The 18283-nt window shown below is 60.7% G+C and carries 13 protein-coding genes and 3 pseudogenes; 8 read left to right on the top strand and 8 right to left on the bottom strand.

The genetic code is table 11. The annotated features are described in order from the left end of the window. Positions 1-257: 257 nt before the first annotated feature. The 4 genes and pseudogenes from V1278_RS18140 (at position 258) to V1278_RS18125 (ending at position 2250) form a co-directional block, all read left to right on the top strand. Positions 258-1034, top strand: coding sequence for a BA14K family protein (locus tag V1278_RS18140; protein WP_334381769.1), 777 nt, complete (start codon positions 258-260; stop codon positions 1032-1034). A gap of 84 nt (positions 1035-1118) precedes the next feature. Further along, a pseudogene (locus V1278_RS18135) lies at positions 1119-1277 on the top strand (SOS response-associated peptidase); the annotation flags it as partial. Positions 1278-1797: 520 nt separating this feature from the next. Continuing rightward, complete coding sequence (locus V1278_RS18130; protein ID WP_334381768.1) at positions 1798-1974, top strand: hypothetical protein; 177 nt, start codon at positions 1798-1800, stop codon at positions 1972-1974. Positions 1975-2025: 51 nt separating this feature from the next. After that, entirely contained in the window at positions 2026-2250 is a 225-nt protein-coding gene (locus V1278_RS18125) for a hypothetical protein (RefSeq protein WP_334381766.1), read from the top strand. A 487-nt stretch (positions 2251-2737) separates the two neighbouring features. Here V1278_RS18125 and V1278_RS18120 read toward each other — a convergent pair whose 3' ends face one another. Together V1278_RS18120 and V1278_RS18115 are read right to left on the bottom strand one after the other, a co-directional pair. Further along, positions 2738-2905 carry a hypothetical protein gene (locus V1278_RS18120; protein ID WP_334381765.1) on the bottom strand — a complete coding sequence of 56 codons (168 nt, stop codon included), beginning with the start codon at positions 2903-2905 and terminating at the stop codon, positions 2738-2740. A 101-nt stretch (positions 2906-3006) separates the two neighbouring features. After that, on the bottom strand, positions 3007-3810 hold the full coding sequence (locus tag V1278_RS18115) for a DUF1236 domain-containing protein (protein WP_334381764.1): 804 nt from the start codon (positions 3808-3810) through the stop codon (positions 3007-3009). A 100-nt stretch (positions 3811-3910) separates the two neighbouring features. On the opposite strand from V1278_RS18115, the gene V1278_RS18110 reads away from it, so the two are divergent. Next, complete coding sequence (locus tag V1278_RS18110) at positions 3911-4249, top strand: hypothetical protein (RefSeq protein ID WP_334381762.1); 339 nt, start codon at positions 3911-3913, stop codon at positions 4247-4249. A gap of 44 nt (positions 4250-4293) precedes the next feature. On the opposite strand, the gene V1278_RS18105 is transcribed toward V1278_RS18110, so the two are convergent. From V1278_RS18105 to V1278_RS18085, 5 genes and pseudogenes are all read right to left on the bottom strand, one after another. After that, entirely contained in the window at positions 4294-4809 is a 516-nt protein-coding gene (locus tag V1278_RS18105; protein WP_334381761.1) for a hypothetical protein, read from the bottom strand. Positions 4810-4823: 14 nt separating this feature from the next. After that, entirely contained in the window at positions 4824-12431 is a 7608-nt protein-coding gene (locus tag V1278_RS18100) for a beta strand repeat-containing protein (protein ID WP_334381760.1), read from the bottom strand. A 167-nt stretch (positions 12432-12598) separates the two neighbouring features. After that, complete coding sequence (locus tag V1278_RS18095) at positions 12599-13774, bottom strand: helix-turn-helix transcriptional regulator (RefSeq protein ID WP_334381759.1); 1176 nt, start codon at positions 13772-13774, stop codon at positions 12599-12601. A 15-nt stretch (positions 13775-13789) separates the two neighbouring features. Next, a complete protein-coding gene (locus V1278_RS18090) occupies positions 13790-14938 on the bottom strand; it encodes a helix-turn-helix transcriptional regulator (RefSeq protein WP_334381757.1) in 1149 nt (382 codons plus the stop codon). A gap of 1133 nt (positions 14939-16071) precedes the next feature. Then, positions 16072-16390, bottom strand: a pseudogene (locus tag V1278_RS18085) (methyl-accepting chemotaxis protein); the annotation flags it as partial. A gap of 319 nt (positions 16391-16709) precedes the next feature. Here V1278_RS18085 and V1278_RS36995 point away from each other — a divergent pair. The 3 genes and pseudogenes from V1278_RS36995 to V1278_RS36985 form a co-directional block, all read left to right on the top strand. Then, positions 16710-16865 (top strand): annotated as a pseudogene (locus V1278_RS36995) (SDR family NAD(P)-dependent oxidoreductase); the annotation flags it as partial. Between the two features lies 1 nt (position 16866). Then, positions 16867-17094, top strand: a complete 228-nt coding sequence (locus V1278_RS36990) for an SDR family NAD(P)-dependent oxidoreductase (protein WP_442894652.1) — start codon at positions 16867-16869, stop codon at positions 17092-17094. Further along, positions 17043-17309, top strand: coding sequence for an SDR family NAD(P)-dependent oxidoreductase (locus V1278_RS36985; protein ID WP_442894164.1), 267 nt, complete (start codon positions 17043-17045; stop codon positions 17307-17309). The genes V1278_RS36990 and V1278_RS36985 overlap by 52 nt, the downstream gene beginning before the upstream one ends. 230 nt (positions 17310-17539) lie before the next feature. Here the strand turns inward: V1278_RS36985 and V1278_RS18080 are convergent, their stop codons facing one another. Next, a complete protein-coding gene (locus V1278_RS18080; RefSeq protein WP_334381756.1) occupies positions 17540-17923 on the bottom strand; it encodes a YybH family protein in 384 nt (127 codons plus the stop codon). Positions 17924-18283 lie beyond the last annotated feature (360 nt).

Raw genomic sequence — 18283 nt, 5'->3', positions numbered from 1 at the left:
AATAACTCGCGAAATCCGCGATCTTCTGGTCACGATGGCAGGGCGATGAGGTGGGGAGCCACCGCCGCCGAAGCTCGACGGTCCGCCGGTCACCAACATCAGGAACGTCTCGCAGCCCTTACGAACTGCGTGCAGCCGGAACCATCACCAAAAAAGAGTAACTTGAGGCCCGCCACGGGTGGGAATAGGCTTCCTGGATTGGCGAAGTGAAGAAGAAGGAATGGCCTGATAACCCGTCAGAATTGGCGGTGGTTTACATGCGCCATACGATTGAGGCCGCACCGAACGTCGTCATCCTCGAGGCGTCACACGCGCGGCGGGGATTTGCAATTTCCTGGATCGCCCAAACCCTCAGCACGGCGGCGCTCATCGGAATCTGTCTCCACGCCGGAGTCGTCGCCTATGTGACGCGATACGCCAGTCAGCAGGAGATATCTAAGCTCATCACGATCGTCTCGCCGGTCATGGCGCAACAGACGCCATTGCCGAAGGACGACGAGACGGCGCAGCTCAAGCAGGCAGTCGACAACGCGACGGCGGAACTGCGGCAGGCTCTGCAGCAGAAGCACGATCGGGCCGAGGCGCTCGAAGCCGAACTGGTGAAGGCGTGGCGGTACGTCGGCAAGCTGTTGTCGATGCGCGACGGCGAGGCGGACCAGTTCAGCCAGGCGGTCGACAGCGCGACGGCGGTACTGCGGCAGGCTCTGCAGCAGGAGCACGACAGGGCCGAAGCGCTGGCAACCGAACTGGCGAACGCACGGCGCGCCATAGAACAGATACCCGCTGCCGTGGACGGGAGGCCCGGTGTCTCCTTGCCCGCCTGGGCAAACAGCTACGGCCTCGTGAAGCCCGCCCAGACCGCAGTGCAACCGGACGTGGCCAGGGAGAACGGCAAATCGGCAATTAGACCGGGTGAACCAGCTCGCGTTGAGCACAAACCGCGCGGAGGCTACGGCTGCCATCACTTCCGGACCTATGATCCGGCATCCGGAACCTACAAGGGCTATGACGGACGACGGCATTCCTGCCCATAAGTTCGGGCGGCGTTTTTGGAGACAAGCCTAGCTGACCTGCCGCTATGGGCAACAAAATGCACCCGCCCTCACCTCGGCTGCTGCGGCTTCCCAACGACGTCGCCGAACGCGATCGTCGAGCCGATCCACCCAAAGGCGATGCCGGTGATCCTGACGACCGAAGAGGAGCGCGATGTCTGGATGCGCGCGCCGTGGGATGAGGCGAAGTCGTTGCAGCGGCCGTTGCTGGATGATGCCTTAAAAGATTGTGCTGTGGTGCGGAGAAAGGAAAGATCAGGCGGCGGCCTGAACTATTGCGCCTTGATCGGTTTTGTGTTTGCTAGGATACCGTTGATGATCTGTCTTGCGGTATGCGGGCCACTTGCGCCGTCTCTGGCGAAATTCCTGGCAGCTTGTAGTCGTCGGTCAAATCAAGCAATGCCTTTCTCACATCGGACCGAAACCCATCAGGATTCTCTGCCATATCGCCAAGATGCCATCAGCATAAAATTGTTGGCCATATCGATGCCGAGCTGCTGGCCTTGTGTATTCATCTGACCTCTTATAGTCGCGAGAACCCTGTTTCCTTTAGGCTATTTCTTCTCGCGCCGCACGCCTTGAGTTGACCACACAGTGCCGCCGGGCAATGTTTTTCGATACCAGCGGGCCCGGCGATGTTCGACCGGCTCGGCGTCATGCGGGCATTGAACCGTCACCACGTTCGGGAGTTTAACCCATCTCGGAAGAGCCCCCACTGGGGACGCCGCAAGCTGGCGCGAGATCGATGAAGACGGTCTGGATTTACGTTGATACCAGCAAGGATGTTGGCGACCCGGATCACCTCAAGGTGTTTGCGAGCCCTGAGGCTGCTGATGCATGGTTTGAGAAGAACGACACCGAGGGCGTTGCATTCGGGTACGATGTTCTGGATGAGGCCGACGTTGCAGGCGGCGGAGAATAGGAACTAGTCCACCGGCCCGCGCTTGAGTTCGCGTCCGTAGAGTGTGGAGCGATGAATAGCCCCGACCAAGATACGCTGGTTCGCGCCGTCGAGGACGCCAGGCGTATTCTTGGGGAGTACATCGAGCCGGGACCGCGTGATGCAACGCAAACCGTAGAGCGGCTTCTGGTCGTGCTCGACCGGGATGACCTGGTTCATGCGCTCGACAGGATCAATCGGCGCAGATCGATACGGCTGATCGAGGCGACGATCATACCGAAGAACCCGCCGGTGTGAACAGCAGGCGACGCGGCAGCGGCATTATTGCTTCGTCGGTTTGTCGACCATCACCTTGATCGCCTTATCAATAGCCATCTCCGCGAAACGGTTTGCGCCCAGTCGGTTGGAAGCCGTCCCGGACTTTGGCTGCTTACCGGGAACGTACACGGTCCACCTCCAGCCCGTGGGATTGGCCGTCTGGACTACACTATGGGATGCCCTTGTGCTCCATGAGGAGACAACGGTTGAGCGTTTCCCCTGGTTCAGACTCGGGGTCCGGTGGAGCGGCCTTAACAGTCTCGCGTGCTATCCTAATTGGGCCACCCGCAAATTCAAACGAGGCCCGAAACCAATTGCTGATTGCCCAGTTTTCCCGATACTTCCATGGAAGCCACAGGATTGGTCCCAGCTTTGCTCCTGTTGCCACGAAGCTGGGGCCGTTCTGTTGAACGAGGCCGCCAACGGAGCGGCCCGACTCGCTGGGAGTTGGACCCGCTCAGATGTTTTATTCTTCGCTGGACTTCCCGGAACCGGCGGTTCCGAGCAGCTCCCATGCCGTGTCGATTTGTTTCAGCAAGCGCTCTGTCTCTTCGCGCTCGTTCGGACCCATATCTCCCTGCATCCGATCCAACAGTTGCTGTTTGCGGGCGAGGAGGTTTGCCAGAGCTGTCATGTTGATGACCAGCGTTGAGGAGCTGCGCGACGGCTACAAGTGATACAGGCGAGGCGGGCATTTCTGCCCGCCTTATACTTTATTTTGCGAAAAGCCCGCTGTTAAGCTTCCAGAACTGCCACGATCTCGTAGGTGTTCGGATCGACGATCACGATCTGCTCCTTGACGAGGATATATTTGTACCTACGCCACTCCGGATAGATCGTCACCACTCGCTCCGGCAGCGTGTGGAAGGTCACGTCGCGCGGTACCTTAGTGCCGACCGAAATCGAGAAGTTCACGTTCGTCACCGGCTGAACGCGGGTCTCCTTGATCGCGCTGGTGATCTGGGTGCGTTGCTCGGTCGAGAGCTTCGCTGCTGCGCCAGCCTGGCCCGTAGTCGTGCTCTCGCCCGCTGCTCCGCCCTGCGTTTGAGTCTGCATGCGGTCTTCCTTGCCCTGGGCCTTCTGGTCCTTCTGCGGCATGGTCTGGTCGCGATCCTTAGTCGTGGTCTGGTCACGATCCTTGGTCGTGGTCTGCTCACGCTGCTGGGTCGTGCCTTGCTCACGCTGCATCGTGCCCTGGCCCGTCGTCTGACCCTTCTGGTCGGCCTTCGTGCCGGGGCGGTCCTCCTTGCCCTCGGCCTTCATGTCCTTGTCGCCCTTCATTTTGTCTTCGGCGCGCTGTTTCGTTTCACCGCCCGTCGACTTCTCGGACTCCGCACCCTTCATACCTGTCGTGCCGCCGTCATCGCGTTGCATCGCGCCGCCGGACGCACCACCACCGCGATCGGAGGGCGCGCTCTGCTGCGTCGTGGAACCTGGTGAACCTGCATCGCGGCCCGTTCCGGTACCCTGCGCATTCGCAAAACCGGTTCCAGCGATCAGGGCCGCAGTCGCGGCCGTAATCAAGAAACGATTGGCCATCGAATTGTCTCCTCAGTGTCTGCATTGCCCACGCCGACAACGAATAGGAATTGCCGGATGTTCCCGGTCTCTTGCTGTTCCGCGCGGACTTTGTTCGTGAATGCGTGATGAACTTGCGCGCCGCAGAAAACCTAGCAAGCGGCTAATCGCTATTTATACGGACGATGCTGAAGGCGTACCGCCTCACCGTGCAAATGCCAGCGTGGTGCACGATCTGCGCGACGGCCTTGGTGCTGCCCTCGGTCACCGGCTCATGCTGACCTTCGGCACCTATGGCGAGGTGCTCGGTGATCGCGGTGGGTATGATACGCTCGCCTTCGCCGGTCTCGGTGAGCGCGTAGCCGGTTTGGTAAAGCTGACTCCGGTAGGCACTCCAAGAGCACCTGCCTCACGCACAGCCAGTGACAAGAGAGGTTACGGCTTCACGCGCTCGTTTTAATCGCGGACCTCGCGTGGCACATAGCCGCGAAGTTCAGCCGGGTCTCAGTTAGTCTTGAGGAACTTGTACGTTCCTTTCTTATAGCCAATTACTTGATTGATGCCGTCGAAGTTGCCCTTGAGCGGGTTGATGGTAATGACGAGCGCCGCCTGGAGACCTTCGAATTTGCCGGTGCCGCCAGTGATTTTGCAATTGTTGGGTTGCCCCGGCAGGAAATCGCATTGTTCGAATGATTGATCGCCGTCCTTGTCGACGTAAGTGCAGTACCCGCGCACTTCCATCGTATTCGCCGACGGATCCCTGAGCCGGCTAAACTGGCAGCGTCCACCCATGTTGTTGAGCACAGGATTTCCCGCGTCGTTCGTTGCCGTCATCGCTTGATTCAGTAGGTCAAACTCCCTGCCGCCGCCGACCGGCATCGGCTTGGGGGGCGGAATTGGCGTCGCCGTAAATGTGACGGAGACAGGTCCTTCCGGTGGAATGCTCTGAGCCTGGGCGTTACCAGCGATCAGAACGGCAGCAACCGAAGACAATGCGAGAAGTACGTTAGTGATTGCCATTGTTCCCTCCCGTTCTAGAGTATGAAGTCTCCTGCCGAAAGTATGTGACGGCCGACCAGGTCGATCTGAAATTCCGCCGCCGCGTCGGCGTCGATACTGCCCTCCACGATTGTGTGCTCGATGCCGTTTGCGTCCGTCTCGTAGTGATACCCGAGCTGGCCTCGCCCGAGCTGGCCCACACCACCGACGACGTTGATGAGTTCGCCGACAAACACGAACTCGGGGTTGCCGGCCTGGCCGCCATTGGCGTCGATTCCGCTCAGATCGAAGCGATCGGCCGCAGGCACAAAATCGGTGATGATATCCCGATTGGCGTCAATGCCAGCGGCATTGGTGCTTGCGAATACGAAGGTGTCATTGCCTGTTCCGCCACTAAAGGTGTTGTGCGCATTGCTGGCTGTGATCGTGTCTTGGCCGGAGCCCCCCACCACATTTTCTATGGTCGTTAGGGTATCGGTGCCGATCTCGCTGCTGGACGCTGTCCCTGTTACCAGATTGATGGTCGCGTCGGCAGCGAGTCCAGCAAGGCTATAAGTATCGCTCCCGCCATTGCCAGCGTAGCCATCGTTGCCATCACCCGCCGTGGCGATGAACGTATCGTCGCCAGCTCCCCCACCCAGTATATCATTGCCACCTAGGCCGACGATCGTGTCGTTCCCGCCAGCGCCCGACAGCGTATCGGCGTTACCGCCGCCGGCGATTGTGTTGGCCAAGCCGTTGCCGGTACCATTGAAGTTTCCGGTGCCCACGTAGGTCAGGTTCTCGGTACTCGCTGACAAAGTATAGGCCGCGCTCGCCGCCATCACGGTGTCCGTGCCTGCGTTCGCAACTTCGACGACGACATCCGACTGGTTGTCGACAGAATAGGTATCGTTGCCGCCGAGGCCGACCAGCCGGTCGACGCCTCCCGCGCCATCGAGCGTATCATTGCCGGCACCGCCCGTGATCGAATTGGCGAGTGCGTTGCCGGTACCCGTGAAATCGCCGCTGCCGACGAACGTGAGGTTTTCGACGTTGGCGATCCCGGCGAGCGCAAACACCGCGAGTGCCGTCCGGATCGTGTCCGTCCCCTCGCCGGCATTCTCGACGACGATATCCTCAGAACTGTCCACCACATAGCCATCGTTGCCTGCACCGCCGGTCATCGTATCTCGACCTGTCCCGCCATCGAGCACGTCAGCGCCGGCGCCGCCAATGAGCACGTCGTTTCCTGTAAGCCCCAGCAGCGTATCATTCCCACCCTGACCATTGAGCGTGTCTTCCTCGGCTGTTCCGGTCAGAGTGTTAGCGGCGCCATTGCCCGTTAGGGATGTGCCGGCCGTATTTTGGACCGTGACCGCAATCGCCTGCGTATCCATTCCGCCGTTGCTATCAGATACTTGGACGATGACGTCGTAGACGTTATCGGTTCCGGCATCGCTCGGTGTCTCAAAATCAGGCGCTGTGACGAATGAGAGCGCGCCGCTGCTCCCGTCAATCTGGAATAGCCCCGCATCGGCGCCGCCGCCGATTGTATAGGTCAGCGTCTGTCCGGGGTCCGGGTCTGTCGCCACCACGGTCGTGACCACCGTCACGTTCTCAGACACCACGCGAGCCGCCGTTTCGCCGCCGCCGTCGGAGGTGATAAAGGGCGACTGGTTAATAAGTTGGGCGGCCGGAATAATTCCATCGGCGAAGGCGAAGAACTCTACGTTTCGCACCGTATCGGTCGCATCGGGGGAGCCGGCGCGAAGATCAGTGATGGTAACGCTCCCGTCTCCGTTCAGCTCGATCGAATAGTTCGCCCTCATACCTGAATAGACAGCGGTGTCGATATCCGTACCGCCGTCGATGTTATCGATGCCTGCACTTCCCTCAAGTGTGTCGTCACCACTATTTCCGACCAGAATGTCGTCGCCACCCTGCCCACCAATGACGTCCGATTGCGAGGACCCCGTCACCGTGTCGGCTCCCGCGGAGCCATTGACGGTGACCGTGTCTTCTCCCGTATTCCAGTCGGCAAACGACCAGCCCGACAGGTCGAGCGATCCGGACGGCGTCATATTGATGGCAACGGCGTCCGTTGAGCGGCCATAGGCTGCAGGCTTGCCCGACACAATCAACGCTGACAGTGCAGCCTCTCCGATCTGATCGGAGTTGAAGACCACAGTGTTTGTTGCGCTGCCTCCCAGAAACGTCAAGGCTTCGATGGACGCTATGGTAGTACCGGAAAAATCCGTCGGCGCCGGTTCCGCGTGCTGTATTCTGATTATGTCGAAACCCGCACCACCATCGTAGGTTTCGCCAGCAACGACTTCTCCCGCCTGGAAAATTCGGAAGATATCGGTGCCGTCTCCGCCTGACAGATAATCCTGTCCCATTCCTCCGCCCAAATATTCGTCTTGTGCCGACCCCGAGATCGTGTCGTCCCCGATGGTCCCGCCAAGAAAGATCTGCTTGGACGGATTCCAATTGAGGAACGTCCAGCCGGAAATGTCGACGACAGGCCCGCCTATGGACAGAACAGCGAACCCTGCATTCCCCGTTACCACGAGGTTCGGCGAAAGCCCCGCTCCAAGGTGATCCGAAGTAAAGCTGGGGGAGTCAAAACCGGACGTGTAGGTGAGGGCCTCGATGGAGTTCAACGTGACCCCTTCGAACTCCATGAAGCCGGCAATTTGCAGGGTGTCCAGCCCGCCTCCACCATCGTATATCTCCCCACCGACAACATCGCCCGCTATGGCCAGAAGCGTATCGTCCCCCTCGCCCCCGAGCAGGCTGTCGACACCACCCCGTCCGTCGAGCGTGTCATTGCCGGCAAGGCCGCTAATCGTGTCCTCCTCGTTCGTTCCTACCAGGTTATTGTCGCCCGCATCTCCAACAATGCTGCCCGAAACGTTTGTTACGGTGATTGCGAGCGCCTGCGTGTCGGTTGCTCCGCTGCCATCTGAAACGCTGATCGTCAGATTGTAGACGTTATTGCTCCCCGCGTCGGCCGGCGCCTCGAAGTTCGGCGCAGAGACGAACGAGAGCGCGCCGGTATTGGCGTCAATCTCGAACTGCCCGGCATCCGCTCCGCCTGCGATGGCATACGTCAGTGCCTGGCCCGCATCCGGATCGGAGGCGACGAAGGTCGTTGCGGACGCGGTGTTTTCGGCAATCGAGATTGCCATCACATCCGGAGTGCCAAAGGTGCTGTCCAGGCTGCCGTCGGTATTATAGCGAACGAGCGCGAAATCGGCATTCACTCCGTTGCTGCTATATCCCGCGAGCAAGATTCTTCCGTCGGGCTGCAATTTGACGCTATAGCCTTCGTCCGAGCCAGCACCGATCTGCGTCGTGAGCTTGCCGCCGTCGCCGAACGACGTATCGAGGCTGCCGTCGGTATTGTAACGGACAATGGCAAAGTCGGTGTTCGCCCCATTAAAGCTGCTGCCCGCCACCAGGATCCTGCCGTCGGCCTGGATCGTGACGCTGCTCCCGACGTCGTTGCCCGCCGCGATACTGGTCGTTACCCTGCCGCCGTCGCCGAACGACGTGTCGAGACTGCCATCTGCGTTGTACCGCACGACCGCGATGTCGCCCTGACTGATTCCTGCGACGACGATCCTGCCGTCGGCCTGAACGGCGACGCTCTGACCAACATCGTTTGTGTGGCCGAAGTCGGTCGTCACTCTGCCGTCTTCACCAAAATCCGTGTCTAGCGAACCGTCCGCGTTGTAGCGGACAACGGCGATATCGTTCGTCCCAAAAAACAGACTATGACCAGCGGCGAGGATCTTGCCGTCCGGCTGCACCACGACGCTGTAGCTTGCCTCATGCGTGCCGATTCGCGTTGTGACCCGTCCATCACCGTTGAACGAAAAGTCGAGGCTGCCGTCGGCATTGTATCTGACGAGCGCAAAATCGAAACCAGAGATGTTAGCATTGAAGCTGTAGCCTGAAACCACGATCTTTCCGTCGGGCTGCAGCCCGACGCTCTGGCCAAAGTCGTCGACCAGCAGATCTGTAATGACCTTGCCGCCGTCGCCGAAACTGGTGTCCAGGCTGCCATCGGCGTTGTATCGCACGATGGCGAAGTCGGATTCCGCGCCCGACCCAGTATAGCCCGCAACCAGAATCTTGCCGCTAGGATCTACGACAACACTGTATCCATTGCCATCGGCGCCGCCAAAATCGGTGATTACCTTTCCATCGCCACCAAAACTCGTGTCTACATGGCCATCGATCTCATAACGAACTAGGGCGAAGTCGATACCCGTGCCGTTGAAGCTGCTGCCTGCCACCAAGATCTTCCCGTCAGGCTGTATGGCTAGGCCTCGACCGAAGTCATCACCGGGTCCAATAGCCGTCGTCGTCATGCTGTCGCCGACGAATGTTGGCGCCTCGTTGACGTTGCCGACCGTCACGGCAATCGCCTGCGTATCGGTGCCGCCGTAGCCGTCGGAGACCTGGACGGTGACGTCGTAGACATTGTTGGTGCCGGCGTTGGCCGGCGCCTCAAAGTCCGGCGCGGTGACAAAAGCCAGCGCGCCGGTATTGGCGTCGACAGTGAAGAGGCTCGCATCTACGCCCCCGACGATCGTATAGCTCAGCGTCTGCCCGGCGTCCGGGTCGGTGGCCGTCACCGTCGTGACGGCGATCGTGTTCTCTGCCACCGACACAGCCGCGGTATCGCTCCCGCCGTCCGACGTGATCGCCGGCGCGGTGCTTTCGGTCACATCGCTCACCGCGATCGTGAAGGTCTCCTCGCGCGTCAGCCCGCCCAAATCGGTGACGCGCACGATGAGGTCATGTGAGGTCGCACTTTCGAAGTCGAGGCCCGTTCCCGTGGCGACGATCTGATTGCCGTTGGCGAACGCAAACCGGCCCCCGGCGTCATCGACGAGATCAAAGCTGGTGGTGTCGTCATTGTCGACGTCGGTCGCCGACAATGTGCCAACAACCGTGCCGGCCGCCGCATTCTCGACGACTGTGTCGCCCGCGAGGGCGACGTCTGTCGGCGCGTCGTTCGTGCCGGTGACGGTGATGGAGACCGTCTCTGTATCGATGCCGCCTGCACCGTCCGATACACGGATCGTGAAATCGTCCTTCACCGTCTCGCCGGCAGCCAGCGCCTGTACATTGGCCTGGCCGTTGTCCAGATTATAGGTCCACTGCCCAGCCTGATTGATGTTAAGGGTGCCGTAGATGCCGGTGAGCGCAGAGTCAGTAATCTGCGGCGCGTAGCTGACGATCTGGGCAAGCGTCCAGTTCTCGTCATCGCCGGTGAAGCCGGGGGTCTCCGTGCCGAAAATGCGGCCAATCTCGCTGAAGCTCTGCGTGCCGACAACGACGCCGCCCGCGAGGTAATCAAACGATGCTTGGATCGCACCCACGTCGGCCGTCGAGTGCGACAACCGCAACACAATCTGGTCGGCACCGGGCGGGGGATTCAGCAATATCGACTGGATGATGGTCACTGTGTCCGCAGCGAAATCGAGCTCCAGCAGCTGAGCAATGACGACTCCGTTCAGTGCGCGACGCACGACCAGTTCTATTGCGTCATCACCTCGCTGATCGGGCGGCGTACCGCTGCCTCCTTGCAGGCGATCCGACAGCCGGATGCCGTAGGCTTCACGCGAACTGTCCGGAAGGATCAGGTCGAACCGGCCTTCGACAGTGAAATCATCGTCGCTCTTGAGACCCTGCGCCAAGTTGGCGGGATCAATGTTAGTCCGAAGAGTGGCAAACTGGCCTACGAAGGGATCTGGCGTGCCGACGCCCACACTAGGCACGGCGCCGCTGTCGTCCATGAAGAGGCGTCCGCCGTTTTCGGTGAAGGTTCCGTTCACCCCATAAGACGGTGGACTGCTGCCGGCAGGCACGCTGGGAGGCGGCGTCCCGTCGTCGAACTCATCAGTAAATATGGTGGCTCCGTTCTTGGCGATGTTCAGGCTATCCATCGAGAACGTGTAATCGGCGCCGCTGGCTGCGTTGCCGCCCACGACCGACCAGAGCTGGATCGCTCCTGCGTCCTCATCGGTAGCGGCCATCGTGCCCGATATTGACAGTGTCACGTCTTCCTGGACCGCGCCGACAACTGGCGGCGTCGTGATCACGGGCGCCTCGTTGGCGTTCGTCACGGTGACCGCGATCGCCTGCGTGTCGATGCCACCGTTACCGTCGGAAACCTGCACCGTGACGTCGTAGACGTTGTCGCTGCCGGCGTCGGCCGACGCCTCGAAGTCGGGTGCCGCGTTGAAGGATACTGCGCCGGTGCTGGCATCGATGGTGAAAAGACCTGCATCCGCCCCGCCGGCGATCGCATAGGTCAGCGTCTGTCCGGCATCCGGGTCGGTGGCTGTCACCGTCGTGACGGTCGTCGTGTTCTCGGCGAGCGTAATGAAAGCATCGTCGCCGCCGCCGTCTGAGGTGATGGCGGGCGCCTGGTTGTCGGGCACGACCTCGAAGATCTGCGCCCGCACGGCAATCAAGGACGTGTCGTCGCCCGTCTGACTCCTATCACTCCATGCGATGACGAAACGCCCGTCGCTCAGGGAGGTGATGGTCGGCCCAGCCTGGTCACTTATCGTTGTGGTATTGACCAGGAACTCAGAACCGGAGGGTGTGCCATCGGCGTTGAATACCTGCGCCCGCACGGCGGCGCCGGACGTGTCGCCGCCCGTCTGGCTCAAATCAGTCCACACGACGACAAAACGTCCGTCGGCCAGTGCACTGATGGTAGGCGACTCCTGGTGGGATGTCGTCGTGGTGTTAACCAGAAGCTCGGAACCGAACGGCGTGCCATCGGCGTTGAACACCTGGGCCCGCACCGCAGCACTGGAGGTGTCGCCGCCCGTCTGACTAAAATCAGTCCACGCGACCACAAACCGCCCGCCGGCCAAGGCGGTGATCGTAAACGCAACCTGGCTGCTTGCCGTTGTGGTATTGACCAGGAACTCAGAACCGGAGGGTGTGCCATCGGCGTTGAATACCTGCGCCCGTACGGCAGTACCGGACGTATCGCCGCCCGTCTGGCTCAAATCAGTCCACGCGACCACAAAACGCCCATCAGCCAAGGCGGTGATAGTAGGTAGATCCTGGACCCTTGCCGTGGATGTGGTGACCAGAAGCTCGGAACCGGACGGCGTGCCATCGGCGTTGAACACCTGGGCCCGCACGGCCCAATAGCCGCTCCCACTACTAACATCCACCCAGGCGACAACGAAACGCCCACCGGGAAGAGCGGTGATGGCAGGATCCCGCTGGGATGCCGCCGTTGAATTGACCAAGAACTCGGAGCCGGACGGCGAGCCATTGACATTGAATATCTGCGCACGCACGGCATAAAGGGTCTGCCCGGGGCTGTTATCCGTCCACGCGATGACAAAACGCCCGTCGGCCAGGGCGGTGATGCTAGGGTCAAACTGGTTGCTTGCCGTAGTTGTATTGACCAAGAATTCGGAACCGGACAGCGAGCCATCGGCATTGAACATCTGCGCTCGCAGAGCGTCTCCATCCGTGTCGCCGCCCGTCCGACTGGCATCAGCCCACGCAACGACAAAACGTCCGTCTGCCAGGACGGTAATGGTCGGGTCGACTTGGTTGCCTGCCGTCGTGGTGTTGACCAGGAATTCGGAGCCGATGAATTGGACGGCCATTTGCTGCCTCCTCCAAGACAGCGCGCCGTTGACCTGGTTTTTGGGGTTCTTGCGCCGGCTCCTCAGCGCGCCTAGTGAAAGAATTCTAGGCAACCCGCGACCGGCGGGAATGATACAAATGTACCAATCCCCCTACCTCGTTCGAGTAGGTCAGACGGGAAGAAGATCTACCGAACCCCGAACATGCCGAGCGTACGGACGATCGTTGTCACGAGTTCGGCTTGTCGCCGCGTGTTGGTCTTCTCGAAAACAGACGCGATCTGGTTGCGTACGGTGTTGCGCGAGTGCCCGCTGTCTCGGGCATACTCCGCCAGCGTCCGGCCCGCGATCAGCGCGCTGACGAGCCGCGCCTCGGCGGCGGACAATTTGAAAGCTGCCTGGATCACCTCTGCGGGAATGGACAGCGTATACTCGGCCGCTACCACGAGCACGAGAGCGGTCGCCCCGGCGCGGAGATCGAGCATGAATTGCGAGCGATGATTTGCTCCGTTTGCTTGCCCCGACTGCATCGAGACTGCCCAAGCGACGAAAGCTCGTCCAGATGCGCGCGAAGTCAAGCGCACGGGCTGCGTTGCTGGTGCCATTGGCGGGCACAAGGCGTGTGTGATGGCGGCATCGAACGCTGCGTTCTCCGTACAATTGGCAGCACATAGTCGCTTGGAATGATCTGTGCGCAGCACACTTTCACGCCGCAACAGGTCTTCGGCCTTTTGATTGGCAAGCAAGAGCCGCCCGGCCCCATCGACCACGAACGCGGCGAGCCTCAGCGCATCAAGTCCGGTCCCGAGCGTTCGCTCCGCCGTGCGCGCAGCCGCCATGACGCGATTGATCTCGACGGCACGCATCAGGTGCGGCACCAGCAGCGCGAACCGGCGTTCGTAAGTTTCCCTGTCGTTGCGATACACCGATTCGTGCGGACAGATGGCCAGAAGCGTCACGCCGTGCCCATCATTGTGGAGCGATACACCCAGATGATCTGTGGTGATACCCTGCGGTTTCATGAAGTCGGCGTAAAACTCGGTACGTCTGGCGATCTCGGACGGGAGAAGCTCGCTCGCGTGAACTACCCTACCAACTGGGAGTGTTTCGAGTCGTGCGGGTGGGTAAGGATTGATGCTGTGGAAATGATTTGCATACGAGACGTTAAATGCGGGATCGTCCCCGAAATGTCGGAATGAAGGTGTCGCTGCCGTAGCCACATCATAGGAGTGCAAGACGCCGCACGCGCCACCAAATGGGCTAGGCAGCGCATCGAGGAACGCCTGCCATCGTTCGGGATCGAGCGCCGCGTCGTAAAGAAGATCGAGCAGTCGCGGGAGCTCTCTCTCATGAAAGGTCCGCATGGCACCGCTCCCCAGTCACTCGTCCGGGCCGAGGCGCAGACGCGGCGTCAGCGCCGCCACGACGCCAACCAGCTCCGCTTGCCGATGCACGCTGAGCTTGGTCATGGCGGCCGCCAACTGGTTGCGCGCGGTGGCGTGACAAACGCCAAGCCGATCGGCAGCTCTCTGCACGCCGTCGCCCTCGGCGATGCGCAGAACGACATTCGCCTCGGCATTTGACAGGCCATAGAGGCTCTTGAGCATCTCGCTCGGCAGCGTTGGTGCGCGTCGCCCGTCGCTGATCAACACGAGGGCAAGCCCGGGATCCGCGCCTAGAGTCGCGAGCGGCCTTGAGATCGTGAACGGCAACACGAGAACCGGGCAGCGCCCGCTGCCCCCATTCGTCACCATGAAGGTCGCCGGAGGCGGCGCCTTCGCCGTCACGAAAGTACTTTGGAGCGCGCGACGAAATGCTTCGTCGGCCTGATGCGCGATGAACGTTAGCTCAGATGCCGGCGAGATGCGGACGAGCCGATGTTGTTCCAGCAAAACGACGGCGCGCTGACTGGCGGCCACCACCTTGCGTGGCGGACGCACCAGGAATGCGGCCCCGGAGATTCGATCGAGCAGCCCCTGCAATCCCGTCTCGGTAGCCCGCGCCGCGCGCAGGCGGGAGGTCACTTCGAGCGCCCGCGCAAAGTGCCGGCCGACGCTGTGCAGGAATTGCGCGGCGGGCGCTTCGAGATGCGACAGGCGCTCCGGGATATCGCAGCTGAGCCGCGTCAGGGAGCCGGGCGATCGCTTGAACGTCAAGTTGGCGCCGTGTGTATAGTCGCCGGCGGGTTTCAGCCATTCGTGATAGAAGGGCTGCCGGTCAAGCCATTGCCGTCCGAACATCTGGGACGCGCGCGCCACCTGTCCCGGCGCAACGCACCGCAACAGATCGTTGTATGGATTCAGCTTATAAAAATGCGCGAGGTACTGCCTGATCGATTCCGGGTCCCAACCGGCTGTGGTTGTCGGCGGAAGATGGCCAACGCCGTCCATGCAGATGAACAGACTGAAGGCCGTCCCTGGAAACAGGCTCTGGCAGCTCGCCACCACCTCCGGCCAGCGTGCAGGATCGCAGCCAGCCTGGTAGATCTGATCAACTGTCTCGAGCAGAGCTTTGGTGGAAACAGCCATCCCCGCGCCCAATCAATAACTATTCAGAAAAAGCAATACCCAAACCATTTGCGCCCACCGGCTAACCTCCCCGCGGCCTTGGCGTCATCTCGAAGCCTATGCCACAGGGCTGTGTCCGGTGGTCGCACTTTCCGTCGCGCCGATCTGGCTAGGATTGTAAGCACTCGAAACAGTGCTAAGCGCCGACGAATTATCCAAGGTCAATTTTCAGCCGCAGGAATGCGAATTCCGACGCCGTCACTGCGGTACCTGCCGATGGCATCGACGCTGCCAGTTAAGAAAACGGAGAGTTCGGCGTGCGTCGCCGTTTCATGAGCAGCTGTCAGGCGCCCAACGCGCCTGCGTCATTCTGGCGTTTTTTCGATCTGGAAGGCAAGGCCATGCTCCCGCTGGAGGGCGCACCCCGTAGTCCTACGGTGCTGGCCACAGGCCGGATGTTCGATGCAGCACATCACAAACCTGCCGCCAGAATAGTACGGTTTCGAGTCTGACGCGATAACGTGCTTGCAGTCGGCTCTGTCCCCGATGCGCCACCGAGGAAGCCGTCTCAGCGCTGGTTCTTTACCTCCCCTTCACATGTCCGTTGTAGATCATGCGGCACCTACGCGGCGGGCATGGGGCGCACGGCACCAACATTGGCGGCCGACGGCAATGCGATGTCACTCTCGAAAGCTCGGTGGCCTTCGCTTCGCCTTGCGCGCCATCGGCAACGCGGACGTAGCCAAGCCGCTTGAGCACCGCCGCATCAGCGTGCAGCGTCTCGCGGTAACTAAGCGACAATCTTGATCAGGACTCGGGCTGCGTGCGTGCAACAGCCTCCAGGGCTTCGACGTCGTGCTGCTGCCAGATGGCGGCGAGATCGGCAACGAAGCTATCAGCGAGCCTGTTGCGCGATCTCGCGGCCTTCCAGCGGGATTGCCCGATCGTCCTTTCTCGAATGGCCTGCGACAACTCGCTGTTGCTCTGGATAAAAGACCGGTGGCCGGATATTCGCCGGGCGGGTTCGGGGCCCTCGCCCCAGTTTCGGACCTGATCTCGCGTCACGTTGGTAACGCCGCGCGGCGGCGTCAGGCCTCGACGGGCTGACGCTTCGCAATCCTAGCGACGGTTGCGCGGCTAATCTGCCTCACTACTCAGGGAAACGCCATTAAAACGGTACGAACGGATTCGAGGAATTTCGCCACCTCGACGCCGGTTGCTGTCACCGGATAGCATCTGCGCCGCCAACAGAACTTGCGAGGAAGCCGATCCCGTCTCGCCGGAGCCGCGCTCAACGTCGCTGACGTTAGACGAGACCTGCTGGGTCCCCTGCGCGGCCTGCTGCACGTTGCGAGAGATTTCCTGCGTCGCCGCGCCCTGCTCTTCAACCGCCGCCGCGATGGTGGAGGAGATTTCTGACAGGCGCTCGATGGTGCCAGAAATTGCCCTGATTGCGCCGACCGACGCCGCTGTGCTCTCGTAAGCGGACATCGACATCCTGAACGCTCAGGTCCGAAAAGTGCCAACAGCTGACTCACGTCTGCCCAATCCGAACTCAACCACCTCGTCGACCCGGCGAGGAGCGACGCCGGCATCGCCGAAGAGAATCCTGGGGCGGTGGCAGCGTCGTCAGTGGCAGGCGCCGAGCCGAGCCTCGCTGAGTCGAATGAGATCTCGCGGAGCGACTTGGTCCGCGCCGGTTGGGACGACGTCAGGTATCCGGCCAGCTCCTGTATCTGTCCCTGACTTTCAATCTTTGATAAAGTCTCCTGGTTGACGCGAAGAGGGGCCAATGGATCCCCCAATTTCGTCAGTTCCAGATGCGGGTTTAAAGGCTTCCGGTGCGAAGGTGCACGGAGTGCTGTGGGACGTCAGTGACCGAGATTCGGTTCAGCGCGCTGCAAACGAAACGCTTGCCATCGTCGGTAAAGTTCACGTCGTTTGCAACAATGCCGGCGTTGGCGTCGGCGGGCAATTCGAAGCGATTGCGCCGAACGACTGGGAATCGGGTCATCGGAGTAAACCTCATGGGCGTCATCCACGGGATTCGGGCCTTCCTGCCGCACGTCAAGGCGCATGGCGAGGACGGTCACATCATCAACACTGCATCGTTGGCCGGGCTCGCTTGTGTCCTCCGGGAACTGCACCATACAATGCATCAAAATTCGGGGTCATAGCTCTCTCCGAAACGCTTGCTGCCGAATTGGCCGGCACCGCGATCGGCGTCAGCGTCCCATGTACGTCATTTGTCCGTACGCGGATTGCTACGTCTGCCCGCAACCGCCCACCGCGCTTCGGTGGCCCGCTTAATCAACCTTCAACCGCGCCAATGCACAACGGGCAGCACTCGTGGACACGGGATGGGAGCCGCAAACGGTTGCGCGCAGCGTGATGATCGCATTACGTGACAACGATCTCTATATCTTCACGACCCTGAGCTGAGCGGTATTATTGAGGAGCGATTTAGCAAAATTCTCGCCGCTTTCGACAAAGCAGCGGCGATGCAGCACGCCACATTCCGCGGTGAGAGTCGCGGACCCACTCGCTGTCGAGGGCTCCCGCAGAATTGGCTGAGCCCGATCCTGCAGAGCGTTGCACCGCACGATTATCCCATTCGATGGGTCACTGCGTCGTCGGGTTGACGCTCCACGTATGCGCCTTGATACGCAAAGCGGGCCCGTCCTTCTCCGCTACGAGCAAGAAGTTTCCGCTGATGTCCGCTGTCTGCTTGTCGGGCAGGTTGATATTTCCAGTCCAGGTACCTTGCTCCCACACGACATTTCCATCAGCCGAGCAGCGCCCCTGCTGGATCTCCAGATGATTCCAGACCTTGGTTGCAACTTCGCCCCATTGTTCAATCCCATCCCGGCCGCTGACACTCTGCTGTCCGGCCGGCACGAGAACGGCGTCGTCAGAAAACAAAGCCGCCCAACGGTGCGCGTCGTGAGCATTGACCGTCTCGACGAACCTAGAGTTCAAGTCAGCAAACGCCTGCGAAATATCCATAGCCGCCTCCTGAACGTGCGATGAGACTTGCAGTACTTGCCAGATGCTCGGTGACGATCTCACCATCGCGTTCCGCACGTAGCGAACTGCGTTTGTGATTAGTCACTCGCCGGCAGCCTACTCCTTCTGAGCGGCGCCGTCAGCTTGCATTGTCCAACCATTAGCTGAAAGCAATCGTAGGTGGCGGCTAAACGCGCCGCAGTTTGCAGGTGCGGCGCAGCCATCAGAAGCCAAAGGCGGCCTCGGGTTCACTTCCGGGTCCAGGTCGTCATCGACCCATGAAACCTTCCAAATGACGACGGCCCTTGGGCAGAGATATCCTGACCTGTATTTGAGATTTTGGTAAAGTCCTGAAGTTCA

This window comes from Bradyrhizobium sp. AZCC 1577 (assembly GCF_036924575.1).
Lineage (GTDB): Bacteria > Pseudomonadota > Alphaproteobacteria > Rhizobiales > Xanthobacteraceae > Bradyrhizobium.
This window is presented reverse-complemented; position numbering and strand designations above follow the sequence as displayed.